Origin of the sequence: Paenibacillus sp. HWE-109, assembly GCF_022163125.1 — a bacterium.
GTDB lineage: Bacteria > Bacillota > Bacilli > Paenibacillales > NBRC-103111 > Paenibacillus_E.
Map to the genome: position 1 here is coordinate 3,909,504 of NZ_CP091881.1, position 14,073 is coordinate 3,923,576.

Consider the following 14,073-nt stretch of genomic DNA (forward strand, 5'->3'; position numbering starts at 1 on the left):
CGCTTTGCCGGTATCTCTGCTCTTTTTTGGCTGGCGGAGTCCGCGCCCGCGTTCAGACAAATGTGCCGTAAGCTCTATTGAATGGATGTCTGGCACGCCTAATGAACTCAATACCCCCTATATGACCAAATTCGGCTCATTTAAAGTAATTACGAACTGGAATAACGCTATACCACGCAAAAGCTGACCTTTCCGCTCCTAAATAACGCTTTAGCACCGCTTGAGTTCGTTAGAAAAATTGCGAGGCCATTTTCTCGCTTTTAGCGTGTGTGCAGTTCGTTAGGTCAATGAGCTCGTTTTCAGTTCGTTAGCGTCGCCTTGGCGGGATCTCTGCTCTTTTTGGGCTGGCGGAGTCCGCGCCCGCGTTCAGACAAATGTGCCGAAAGCTCTATTGAATTAGTGTCTGGCGCGTCTAATGAACTCAATACCCCCTATATGACCAAATTCGGCTCATTTAAAGTAATTACGAACTGGAATAACGCTATACCACGCAAAAGCTGATCTTTCCGCTCCTAAGTAACGCTTTAGCACCGCTTGAGTTCGTTAGAAAAATTGCGAGGCCATTTTCTCGCTTTTAGCGTGTTTGCAGTTCGTTAGGTCAAAGAGCTCGCTGTTCTCGCATTTAGCGCGTTTGCAGTTCGTTAGGATTAATGAGCTCGTTTTCAGTTCGTTTGCGTCGCTTTGCCGGTATCTCTGCTCTTTTTTGGCTACTTATGCTCCTTTCCCCGCTGGTGGCGGGGAGGAGAAGCACTTATCTTCGTCTTCAAAGAAAAACCCAGCCTGCAGCTAGATTTTCTGCGGGTGGGTTGGGCTGGGTTGGGTTGGGCTGGGCTGGGCTGGGTTGGGTTGGGCTGGGCTGGGTTGGGTTGGGCTGGGCTGGGTTGGGTTGGGTTGGGTGTGCTTATCTGCAGCACAACGTCGCATTCAGGGCACATTAGCCAATAATAAGTACTCCAGGCTTGCATCCAGAAAAGGAGCCATTCATGCAAATAAGCACTTTCAGCGCCTTACTTACCGTATCAAACCACAAAAAAGACTCCCTTAGGACTTGGGAGATATGATGCATGCTATAGAAAAAGGACCGCCAGGGCAAGCCTGACGGTCCTTTCCTCTCATTGTGCCGCAGTCTCGCGGAACGTAGAGACCTTATTCGGGTTAAATTCAGCGAGAATCCGCATTTGGGGAAACGTAGATCACTTATTACGACGTTTCACTCTCAATTCGGATGATTACTCGAACTCGAACTCGAACTCGAAAGCACATTACATCAATTTCATAAGCAGCAGCAAACGCTGCAAAATGACAGTCGCCTCTGCGCGAGTGGCATTCGCGCCCGGATCAAGAATGGTCGCTGATTTGCCTTGGATAATGCCGCTGGATACGACTTGGGCCAAAGCTTCCTTGGCCCAAGTGCTGATAGCCCAGGCATCTGTGTAGGCGGAGAGATCCCGCGACGCTAAATCTCCAGGCGTTCCTTCTCGAAGCTTCCAGGCGCGTGTTACCATGACAGCCATCTCTTCACGCGAAATGGATTGATTCGGCCGGAAAGTGCCGTCATCGTACCCGCTGACAAGTCTGAATTGGGCTGCTGATTGGACGGCCTCATGATACCAGTCCGTAGGCTTGACATCACCAAAACGGGAACTGCCAGCAGAACTTACCGTCAAGCCAAGAGCACGAACTAGAAGTGCCGAGAATTCGGCTCTCGTAACCGCCTGATCCGGTGCAAAGAGCGCATCTGTTTGGCCATTAACGATTAGCTTCGAAGCAAGCAGCTCAATATCTTTTTGCGCCCAATGACCGGCAAGATCGGCAAAAGAGCGCTTTTGCTGAATAACGGCATAGATAGAGTTGCTTGTGCTGTGAATGGTAACCAGCGTTTGCCCGTTATCCGCGCGGAATACGGCAGGAACGTAGCGAAACTCTCCGCTTCCAGGATCATAGATAGCCGCTGTTGTAGTCGCCCCATCGATGGAACCTTCAAGCTTCATGGTACGTGTGACATAGCTATCCCCAAAATAATTCAATGAGATTTCTCGGCCACCACTCACAAGGGTTATTTCAAATCGAACCGGATTGCCAAGCAGTTGACTCTTGTGGTCAATAGCGCTTTGTTTGATCTTGTTCAACTCTTCCTTGGATACCTTCTCTATCGTCACTCTGAGAATACCGCCTGCTGATTGCAGCAAATTAACCTGTTCAACAGTTAGCAGTTTGGAAATGTCTAAAGGCAGTTCGTAACTCACATCCAAATGCTTGAAAATAACATGAGCCCCTGGCAGCTTGGCTGCTGCTTTTAACAAGGAAGCAAGTGTCACTTCGATTTCTACAGTGGCATTGGTCGAACCACTCGATATCTCGATTAATTGTTGCTTATTCGCAATAGCGTCACTTAGCACTTTGTCGTCGATCTTCACGACAATTGGCGCTGCTATTGATCCGCCACCTCCAGAGCTTTGACCCGGTTGGTTAGGAATGATCGGCGTTTCAGGATGTGTGCTGGAAAAGCCTTTCCCTGTTTCCACAAGGGTCAAATTCGTCCCCGCACTATTGGCCACATCTTGAATTCCGGCACCACGAATAATGACATTGTCTACTTGGACAGATCCCGTTACCGTACTTGCTGCTTCCAATCCATTCGTACCTGCTTTATCGATCACATTATTTTTGAAGAGCACTTTGCTTACCGGCGATGTTCCTTGGATTGAAATGCCCTGGTAGGTGTTATCCAGCATGACATTGTCTTGAATAAGTACATCGCTGTCGATCGCTTTCGTATCCGCATAGACCCAAATCGCTCCAAAGTTGCTGTTCAGCCCTGCATCACGGCTGCCTGTGCGAATGAGTGTATTGCGTTCCACGCGGGTTGTTCCACGGAACGGTGTAAGCGGACTAAAGCGTGTAGATACGGCAATACCGCCGCCTAAGCCAATGGTATCTTTCAAAATATTATCTGTCATTTTGTTATCTTTACCGCCGAACACGACCATATTATTAGACAACCAAGGCAGTTGTACAGTGTCAAAACGGAATGTATTATTTTCCGTGAAATCATCCGGATAGGCGCCTTTGATGACTGTGGACCACATCGCCAGTCCATCGTCTCCGGCATAGCGCACGTTGGACTGCTCCACCATGCTGTTCTTCGTATTCGTGCTAAAGTTAATGCCATCTGCCATAAGATTGCGCATTCTTAAACCGCCTACATAGAACTCATTGGTGTAGTTATTGCTGTTTAACCCATAAGCAAGCTGAGGTCTGGCAATCCACATGCCTGTTTTGGTGTGTTCGATCCAGACATGCTGAACCGTGGATCCGGTGCCGAACGCGCCTTCAAAAGCATTCGTATGCGCATCATCCTTACGTACATTAAGCTCACCGTCAATGGTCAAATCATACACGCTGATGCGGCTCCCGTTGGCGAAAAACTTAGCGCCCTTCAGCGTTGTATACCACATCCCCGCACCGCGAATGGTAACGTCATCCAAGATGAATAACTGGGTGGTATCTGCTTCGCCGTCTTTTAGGGCAGCGTCAATGCTGCCATGGTCATTGGCGAGATTGAATACACCAGCAGGTATCCAGACGCCTTTGTGCTGCGCCTTGCCAGCAGTTATCGCATCCTTCAAGGCTTGTGAATCGTCCTGTCCGTCATTCGCTACGGCGCCATAATCCGTTATAGAGAGGAATCCATTTGGCATCGGATATGCCGTCTCTGGCGCTTGCTCCATCTCAATCAAGTCGATGACATAGGGAATGAAACTGGAGCCATCATCTTTCTGGAGTTTAATTGTGTCACCAGCCTGTACCTGACCGATTAAAGCATGAATTTCATCAAAAAAGCGATGAGCACTCCCTTGCCCTGGATCGTTGGACCACGGATAGTTGCCGTACTCCCACGCATAACGCGAAGTTAAACCCAAATCTTTTATTTTCACATTGTTGATGTAAAGACCCAGCTTGCCATCCATCCCCGCTCCATCCGCGCTATCGGGAAGCGAATAACGCAGGACGAGCGAGTTGGCTTTTTGAGCTAATTGAAATTCGACAAACTGTCCGTTTTGCTCCAATTGCACCGCTTGTCGGCCTGACGCTTCCGTTGCGAGTTCTCTGTAGACTCGGGATGGTCCGATCAACTTGCCGTTTGTCCGGGCAAACTCAGCTTCATACGTCGTGTAAGGTTCAATAGCCCCACGATAAGGTTTGTTCACAGCATTATGCACAGTCAAGCGATCCAGCAGCACATGACCGCTGTCACCAACCAAAAATTCAAATGAAACGGAGTTGTAACCAGCACGCAAAGGGAGCGCCACTTCCATATCCTGCCAACCGGATGTCGCGGACAAGATTAGCTGCTTGATTTTTAAACCATTGACCACAAGCGTTAGTGTTTGATTCGCAGCCGTTGGATTTGCAAACCGAATAGTTGCTTGATATGTTGCAGTTTCTTGCGCATTCACAGCCAAGATCGCTTTTGCCCCGACAGTCGCGAATTGGTCGAGATATCCCGTACCAGCGAAAGACGCAGCATCCGCTACCACCACAACGCCACTGCCAACAAAAGCACTCTCAGCCTCATAGACGGCATCACCAATTACGGGCTCAAAAAGCCATTGAGCGGAATCAAGCCGCCCCTCTATTTCGCCATGCTTGACGGACGATGCCTCACCGAATAGATGGTGCGCATTGCCAGTATTTCTAATCTGCTTATAGCCAAGAAAATCGTCTACAACCCATTGATTGTTCAAATTCGGGACATCCGTGGTACTGCTTACAACGCCATCTGTGCCGCTTATTGCTTGCAGCAAATGACCTGTTGCTCTGTTCTTAAGCAGTTTATGTCCATTGTAGTCCTGAAGAAGCCACTGAGTGCTGACAGATGTCTCACCATCAACGGTTGCAACGGTCGACAATACCCCCTGTGATTCCTGAATAAGTCGATGTGTCGCTTTATTGCGAATCCGAATAAAATTGGAATCGTCGATAACAGGTGTGGCTGTGTTGTCATTGCGAACCTCCGATTGATCCGGCACAATGAACGGCAGTTTAGCCTCCTCGAACATCCATTGCAGCTTCTTCTCATTGCCGCCGGCATTGCGGGCGAATAATCCTCTTTCCGGGTACCCTGCGTTGTTTACCACATTTAAATACTCATCACTGAAAGCCCCATTGTTGCTGCGAATCCAGAACTTGCCTGCTCCGGCGATGTCTTCAATAATCCATTGCGAGGCTTGAACGTCGCCGCTGGCTTGGGAAGCAATGAATTCATAGGCTGTATTCATGGTCATATAGTGACCTGTTACCGCATTTTTGAAACGCTGCACCCCATTAGCAGACTCGATGATCCAGTATGAATAGCCATCGTTCACAGCAGGAGAGCCGTACATCACAATCCCTCTGTTGTTTTCGTAGAGATATTTCCCATTGTCTACATTCTTAATCCGTTTCTGCCCGATTGGGAGCTGTGGCGGCAAGGTTACGGTTTCTACAGCAAATAAGGCGCTATCCTCATTGCCCTTCACTTTACTTACTTTGAAGTCCTGCGTGTTCACATCTGCATAGATGTAATGGGCTTTCGTCCATCCGCTTTTGAAAGTTACATAACCAGGAACACTGGACTGCTCAATACTCCAATTCGCGCTTGCCCAATTAGTCGCTATCGTTTGATAAGTAATCAAAGCGTCAGGCGGCGAATCTTGGTCAATATGTGGAACCACATTTTCCAATGTAACCCCGTATCCAGTCTGGGCATTTACCAAGTATTTATAAGTTGCGTCATTCTGCGATGGATTCAGGAACCACAGGGAAGCTAGATTGTTAGCGGGTTTATCCCCGTATTTAAGCGAATGATTGCCATCTTCATAGAGGTACTGATTTGTTGCTTTATTTTTAAAGCGAACTGGTTTCGGAACTCCCTCTGAGACCGGTACGAAACGCCAATTTTTGCTTTGCCAGGCAGCGGGGATTTCACTGTATTCCGCATATTTGATTACATTTTGCACATTGATAAATTTCTGATGATTGGGATCTTGATTTAGATCACTTACACTGTGAATCTGCTTCGTATTTCCATTGATCGTTTCAATGACCCAAATCGCGCTCTTCCAGCCATCCTCTACAGGTGTCACCCGCAAATGACCATTCACCGGATGTTCCATATTGATAAAATGGCCTGTGGCCCGATTCTTGATCCGCTTGCGTCCAGCGAACTTCTCAATCACCCAATGCGCGCGCTGATCGTCCTCTTGGACATTGCCGTATTTCAAATTTCCATCTTGATCTTCGAATAAAGTCAGGGAATTCCAGGCATTTGTTATTTGCACGAACTGCTCAACTCCAGCGATGACCGATGGGTCTTCGAAAAGCCACTGTGCGGCATCAGCATCCGGGTTCACTGGACTGGACTGCGCGAATCCAAGACCATTCATGACATGCAAATAACTATTCGCATAAACTGCACTCTGTACCGTCGCATAGTCATCATATTGTTTGGACGCCGCTATGGACCATTGACCGACCGCCAATCCGCTTGCGCCATCCAAGCTCTGCAAAGGACTGCCAGGCAGTGCAGCGTTCGCTTCCGTCATGTAATGACCGGTGCCTACATTGCGGATACGCTTCTTTCCGTTGAAATCTTCCACAACCCATTGGTACACTGCGCCTGTAACGGTTCCTGCTGCCAAAGCGCCGTATTTCACAATGCCTTGCTCTTCGAAAAGGTATTTATCACTCACTTGTTCCAACGTATAATTCGCAATACGAACGGGCTTGTTCTCCGATACCAGCTCGATGCGCCACTGCGCGTTGGCACGGTCCAGAACAGACCAATTGTTCGAACGCGCTGATGTATCTTCGAATTGTGTGTTCAACACATAAGTTTGGCTGCCGGCATCAATCTCATCGGTATCACCGGGGATGCGATCGGTTCCTTTGGCATAAACATTACTGAAGGTCAGCAAGCCCTCCGACGTTCCCTGAGCCATTATCCATTGGTTTTTAGTCGTGTTGGTCAAAGGAAGACCTTTAATCGGTGCCCATAGCGTGCCTTGCGTTATGTAATGTCCCGTTTGCTGATTTCTCAACCTGACGATTCGCGTGCCGCTTTCGCCATCCTGAACTTGCTCCACAATCCAGTAGCTGCTTCTGTCCTCCATGGGCAGCTTGGCAAATTTAATAGTACCTTCCTGATCCTCAAGCAGGTATTGCCCTTCTCTGTACAAGTTGGAAATTCTCACAGGCACCTCGTCCGTAACCGGTTCAAGCTGCCACTGGGGACTATCGAATGCCGCGTTAATATCACTGCTGACTTGCGCAAATCCGAGCTGATCTTCTTCATGAATAAAAAAATCCTGCGTAAGATCTGTTACACTCCTCATCGTGATAAATCGGTCGCTAGTCCCGTTACGGAACTGCCACTGATCAGCTGCTGTGCTCACGGATACGGCTGCGCTGCGAAGTGCATCTCTTCTGACAGGTGAATTTCCCATCACAATATAATGACCTGTCGAACGATTTTGAATCCGTTTGTAACTGCTGTTACCAGGCACATCTTCAATAACCCAATGAGCGCTTTGATCCGCTAAACTCGTCACCCCGTAACGAATCACGCCTTCGCTGTCTTCATACAAATAATTGCTCTGCCATTTATTTTTTATTTTCACATAAGTTGTCGCCCCACCTGATGAACCAAGAGCCCCTGTTTCATTCCGAGCAGGCCCTTCCGCCGCGTGAGCATGACTCTGGAAAGGCAGCATGAGCAATATCGCCATCCAAATGAGAAGCAAACGTTTCAACTTCAACATAACCCTTTCATACCTCCAATGGATAGATAAAATGAGTTGCTATCTTCCAGTATATGGAGGCGCTTGCAGCAGGACGATGTGTAATATTATGGAAATGATGTTCAACTTTACTGCTTTCACTACGATGGCAAAACCAAAAGTGGTTAAAGAGGCTGCGGCTCTGGATGACAGCTTTGCGGGTTGTGCTGGGTTGTGCTGAGCCTGGACTAGGCCTCCGGAGACAACCTGTACCACGGTTACACCCGCAGCACGACAACACTGAGAACAATCGGGCCTTCCGGGCACTGGGCACCTCCGAAACTCCGGGTCGCTGAGAAGCGCTCGCGCCAGGACACCGTTGAACCTCCATGCCGCCCAGCGCCACTTCCCCGCACAATTAATCTGCTGAGTCGTCGCCAACTCATCTGTATTTCTAATGAACTGTATGATGCTTATACAGGGGAAAATGGCTACTTTGAAAATCTAATGAACTGAGTTGGCGTTATCGAGTAAAATTCAGGCGGAATGGAGATCATTTGGATGGAATAACACTTCAGGGATTCGTTAGATTTTCAGAACGAGCGATTTTGATCAAATAACGGTTGTGGAGTTCGTTAGAGGGACTTGCCTCATGGTTCATTGACTTATACGACGGCCTCAATATCTGTGGCTAGAGAGGTAGCAGCAAGTTGGATAACAGCGTTAACAGGCGGATCTGGGCAGTTCTAGGCAGTTCTGGGCGGATATAGGCAGTTCTGAGCATTTATGGGAAGTTCTAGGCAGTTCTGAGCCTACCGGCCTCCGAGTACATTCGGGTCTCCGAGTTCCCGTGGCCACCGTCACCACAGCACAGCACGACAACACACCAAACCTCCATGCCGCCCAGCGCCACTTCCCCGCACAATTAATCTGCTGAGTCGTAGCCAACTCATCTGCAATTCTAATGAACTGTATGATGCTTATACAGGGGAAAATGGCTACTTTGAAGAAATAATGAACTCATTTAACGTTATCGAGTAGTATTCAGGCGGAATGGAGATCATTTGGATGGAATAACACTTCGGGGATTCGTTAGATTTTCAAAACGAGCGATTTTGATCAAATAACGGTTGTGGAGTTCGATAGAGGGACTTGCCTCATGGTTCATTGACTTATACGACGGCCTCAATATCTGTGGCTAGAGAGGTAGCAGCAAGTTGGATAACAGCGTTAACAGGCAGTTCTGGGCGGATCTAGGCGGATCTGGGCAGTTCCGGGCAGTTCTTAGCCTACCGACCTCCGAGTACATTCGGGTCTCCGAGTTCCCGTGGCCACCGTCACCACAGCACAGCACGACAACACACCAAACTTCCATGCCGCCCAGCACCACTTCCCCGCACAATTAATCTGCCGAGTCGTCGCCTGCTCATCTGTATTTCTAATGAACTGTATGATGCTTAAACAGGGGAAAATGGCTACTTTGAAAATCTAATGAACTGAGTTGGCGTTATCAAGTAGATTTTAGGCGGAATGGAGATCATTTGGATGGAATAACACTTCGGGGATTCGTTAGATTCTCAGAACGAGCGATTTTGATCAAATAACGGTTGTGGAGTTCGTTAGAGGGACTTGCCTCATGGTTCATTGACTTATACGACGGCCTCAATATCTGTGGCTAGAGAGGTAACAGCAAGTTGGATAACAACGTTAACAGGCGGATCTGGGCAGTTCCGGGCAGTTCCGGGCAGTTCTGGGCAGTTCTTAGCCTACCGGCCTCCGAGTACATTCGGGTCTCCGAGTTCCCGTGGCCACCGTCACCACAGCACAGCACAGCACGACAACACACCAAACCTCCATTCCACCCAGCGCCACTTCCCCGCACAATTAATCTGCTGAGTCGTCGCCAACTCATCTGTATTTTTAATGAACTGTATGATGCTTATACAGGGGAAAATGGCTACTTTGAAAATCTAATGAACTGAGTTGGCGTTATCAAGTAGATTTTAGGCGGAATGGAGATCATTTGGATGGAATAACACTTCGGGGATTAGTTAGATTTTCAGAACGAGTGATTTTGATCAAATAACGGTTGGGGAGTTCGTTAGAGGGACTTGCCTCATGGTTCATTGACTTAAACGACAGCTTCAATATCTGTGGCTAGAGAGGTAGCAGCAAGTTGGATAACAGCGTTAACAGGCTGTTCTGGGCAGTTCTAGGCAGTTGCAGGCAGTTCCAGGCAGTTCCAGGCAGTTCCAGGCAGTTCCAGGCAGTTCCAGGCAGTTCCAGGCAGTTCTTAGCCTACCGGTCTCCGAGTTCCCGTGGCCACCGACACCACAGCACAGCACGACAACACACCAAACCTCCATTCCGCCCAGCGCCACTTCCCCGCACAATTAATCTGCCGAGTCGTCGCCAACTCATCTATATTTCTAATGAACTGTATGATGCTTATACAGGGGAAAATGGCTACTTTGAAAATCTAATGAACTGAGTTGGCGTTATCAAGTAGATTTTAGGCGGAATGGAGATCATTTGGATGGAATAGCACTTCGGGGATTCGTTAGATTTTCAGAACGAGCGATTTTGATCAAATAACGGTTGGGGAGTTCGTTAGAGGGAGGGGCATGCCTCATGCTTTAGGGCAGCCCCTCTTCTTCGCTCCTTGCTAACTCAACTGTTTTTCACACCACTGTTTAACCATTTATAGGCTCCGGCAGCAAGTGCCGCACCGATCAATGGCGCAAGAATGAATACCCACACCTGACTAAAAGCCGTGCCGCCCAAGATTATCGCAGGTCCAAGACTTCTCGCTGGATTAACCGATGTTCCTGTTAAGCCAATGCCGAGAATATGTACAAAAGTAAGCGTCAAACCAATCACAAGTCCTGCAATCGCACTAGTGCTAGCGGAAGAAGTAACGCCCAGAATCGTATAAATAAATACAAACGTTAACACAATTTCCACCACGATGGCCATCAAATCGGTAATTCCGATTCCGTATCCCGCGCCAAAACCATTTTGCCCCAGATTAGTCACAGATTTGCCTGTTGAATGAATAATCCCGTACAGAAGCCCGGCCCCTGCAAAACCACCAACAAGCTGCGAGATGACATAACCAATAAAATCCTTACCAGACAGCTTCCGGGTAAGCAGCATAGCGAAGGAGACGGCTGGATTAATGTGACACCCCGAAATCGGGCCAATCACATAAGCTAAAGCCACAATCGATAACCCGAAGGCAAACGCAATCCCCAAGTAACCAAGATTCCCTCCAGCTGTAGCAGCTGAGCCGCACCCGAATAGCACGAGAATAAACGTTCCCAACAATTCTGCTGTGTACTTCTTTAATGATGAATTCAAAGTAAACCTCCTCTAATTTTTATTGTTTCCACTACTTGAACATGAACCAGGAAATAGTATATGCCGTTCGATTAGACAAATGACATTTTTTTCCTCGAATTCACTCTACTTAATTAAACTGAACAATTAATGAACATCCAGAAAAGGAGCATTTCCAACAAATAAGCACCTGCCGCTGCCTTATTTGCCACGAACACGAAGTTGGACCCACGCCCCTCTCCTGACCAGCGCACTGGAGGATACCCGTCCCACTTTATCCGTTCAAACACAAAAAAGCTCCCATCGTCGCCGATAAGAGCTGGTGCAAGACTGATTATTTCATTTGCTGCAATAAATTGACACGGTAAGCTTCGCTTTCCAAACCTTGAATCTAGCCCGTGATTTTTGAGCAAAATCGAGCTGTACCGATCTGCTTTTTCGGCAACGAGGTTAGCAAGTTTGTCTGTTGTTGGAACTACATACGGTACAAATGCTACATCACCGACCAGTGCGGCTTGATCCGGGAACAGCATTGGAAGCTCATCATCAACTAACGTTAGAGCAATGCAATAAGCCGGATGCGTGTGTACGATTGCTTTCATAGCTGGATTAACGCGATAGCAAAACAAATGCATAAGCACTTCTGAGGAAGGACGGTAGGCCAATCTTAGGAAACTCTTGCTTCCATCTGTAATCACTGTTCGCCATCTTGCTTCATCCTCCTTAAATCAGGGATTTTCCTGTTCTAACAGTGAAAATCCGCTTGCCAAATTAAATTAATAGAGTTATCGATAATTCAATTGAGCCTAAATTACACCTTTTCTTAAAATAACATTGGCATATAGCGCCTTCTCGCTCGTAGCTACAATTGCATAGGCTTTCTTGGCACGTTCATAGAAGGCGAACCGTTCCACATATTCAATCGCAGGCGCGGTGTGCTTGCTAATCAGATCTTCATACATCTTCCAAATCGGAGTTTCAACTTGATCTCCAGGAACAACAGCCATTAAAGCAACAGGCTGTTCACTATAAGTATCGAGTGGATATAAGGATAAAACCGCTTCCAACAATTCTGGTACTCCATGCCCATCGCAGCGCAGCAAACGATTCGCATGGCTTGCAGCAGGGAAATTGCCATCGGCAATAATCAGCTCATCCCCATGTCCCATTTCCATCAGCACCTTCAATAACTCCGGCGACAAGATGGACGGTATCCCTTTCAGCATATTCAAAACCTCCTTGTTATATGTTGTGTTATCGATAACTCAAAACTAACAACTTTAAGCCTTGCTGTCAATCCTTATTTTCTATACAATAGACAAATAGAAAGAGATGTAAAGGTGAACAGATCATGATTACAATTTATGATATAGCTGCAAAAGCCGGCGTGTCCGCCATGACGGTCTCACGAGTTATCAATAACACAGGTCGCATCAGCGAAGCCACCCGCAAACGAGTGCGCAAAGTGATGGAAGACCTTCACTATATCCCGAACTCTATGGCGCGCAGTCTAGTCCTGCAGAAGACGAATATTCTCTCCCTGCTGATTACGGATATTACGAATCCTTTCTATACCACGCTTGCCCGCGGTGCCGAGGATGCAGCGCTACGTGCCGGCTACCGCCTGCTTTTTGCCAATAGTGACGAGGATTACACGAAAGAAAAAGATTATGTGGATATGATTCTGTCCACGCGTGTCGACGGAGTCCTCTTCGCTCCGACCGGAGATCAGTCGCTAGAGAATCTGCAGCAGTTGCAGAAGCATCAGATTCCTTTCGTCGTGCTGGATCGGGAAATTCCCGGTATCGAAGCTGATCTCGTTCTCGGAGACAGCAAAGAAGGCGCCAGAAAGCTCGTTGACCATTTGATCGCCCTAGGTCACCGCCGGATCGCTCTAATCAATGGTTCACCTGATGTATCCACAGCAAGGCTGCGTTACACTGGCTATCGCGAAGCTCATTTGCTGAGCGGCATCCCTATCGAGGATTCCTTAGTCGTGCATCTGAATTATCGCGATTTCCACGATGAATCGGCCTTGGATGCGCTGCTGTCTCACGAAAATCCGCCAACAGCTATCTTCGCGGCCAATAATATGCTCGCAGTTGGCATTATTCAATCGCTGCGCCAGCGCGGGCTTCAAGTGCCAGGCGATTTATCAGTCGTCTGCTTTGACGATTTTGGCCCCGCCGGCGCCATTAATCCGTTCTTAACCGTGGCGTCGCAGCCGGCTTACCAATTCGGTTTGCTTGGCATGCAGCTGCTGATCGATCGGATTGAAGGGGACCCGGCACAAGAGATTCGCAAAATAATCTTCCCCTCCGAATTGCTAATTCGGACATCGACACAACCCCTGAAGGAGGAGCCATGGATCCAAACGTAGAACAAGCCCTGCAAACAACGCTAGCCAATTGGCAAGCAATGACCGCTTACCAAAGTGATGAGCAAGAAGCGGTTGCCGATCAATTCCAATCCTCGTTTTACGTATTTATCGATGTCTTCCGCGCATGGGTGCTCGGGTTAGATTCGAAACCCGAAACCTTAGAAGCCTTGATGGGCTTGGAAATGGTGCAAGAAATCCTCGACCTGCTTCCCGCTCCGCTGCATTTGAATTTCGAAACCGAGGCTGAATTGATCATCGATAATGTTGAGCGAACAGATGATGACAAGTATGATTAACCGCTACATATTTGCCGATAGAAAACGCCAAAAGGCTGTCCACCCAAGGTTACTACCTTGATTGGACAGCCTCGTTGTTGCTCACCCATACATAGGATGCTCCAAAGGCTCTTATTTGCCTTTCAGCGCCTCATTTTACGTGAATAGAAGCTTCTGGAGACCCTTATTTGCTCAGGGAAGGACATTTTCTTCTATGATTTCTTGTTTAAGAGTCTCTAGGAGTCTGTCCGACGAAACAGGAATTAGTCAAACAATTCCGAATAAGTAGTAGTAAGACTGTAAAAGGATGTGTCGTAGG

At 47.9% G+C, this 14,073-nt stretch carries 6 protein-coding genes; 2 read left to right on the forward strand and 4 right to left on the reverse strand.

Translation table 11 applies throughout. The features are described from left to right. Positions 1-1,262: 1,262 nt before the first annotated feature. The 4 genes from LOZ80_RS16690 to fucU all read right to left on the reverse strand — a co-directional run bounded on the left by LOZ80_RS16690 (position 1,263) and on the right by fucU (position 12,325). Positions 1,263-7,802: an S-layer homology domain-containing protein gene (locus LOZ80_RS16690; RefSeq protein ID WP_238172426.1), complete on the reverse strand. Its 6,540-nt coding sequence runs from the start codon at positions 7,800-7,802 to the stop codon at positions 1,263-1,265. Between the two features lie 2,628 nt (positions 7,803-10,430). Then, positions 10,431-11,120: an MIP/aquaporin family protein gene (locus LOZ80_RS16695; protein ID WP_238172427.1), complete on the reverse strand. Its 690-nt coding sequence runs from the start codon at positions 11,118-11,120 to the stop codon at positions 10,431-10,433. 113 nt (positions 11,121-11,233) lie between these two features. Continuing rightward, positions 11,234-11,797, reverse strand: coding sequence for a class II aldolase/adducin family protein (locus tag LOZ80_RS39520; protein ID WP_443147036.1), 564 nt, complete (start codon positions 11,795-11,797; stop codon positions 11,234-11,236). Between the two features lie 108 nt (positions 11,798-11,905). Further along, positions 11,906-12,325 carry an L-fucose mutarotase gene (gene fucU, locus LOZ80_RS16705; protein ID WP_238172428.1) on the reverse strand — a complete coding sequence of 140 codons (420 nt, stop codon included), beginning with the start codon at positions 12,323-12,325 and terminating at the stop codon, positions 11,906-11,908. 125 nt (positions 12,326-12,450) lie between these two features. Between fucU and LOZ80_RS16710 the strand changes: the two genes are divergently transcribed. Then, entirely contained in the window at positions 12,451-13,479 is a 1,029-nt protein-coding gene (locus LOZ80_RS16710; protein ID WP_238172429.1) for a LacI family DNA-binding transcriptional regulator, read from the forward strand. Further along, the gene (locus LOZ80_RS16715; protein WP_238172430.1) at positions 13,464-13,775 is read left to right on the forward strand and encodes a hypothetical protein; all 312 of its coding nucleotides are present in this window, start codon (positions 13,464-13,466) and stop codon (positions 13,773-13,775) included. Before LOZ80_RS16710 ends, LOZ80_RS16715 begins: the two co-directional genes overlap by 16 nt. Positions 13,776-14,073: the final 298 nt, after the last annotated feature.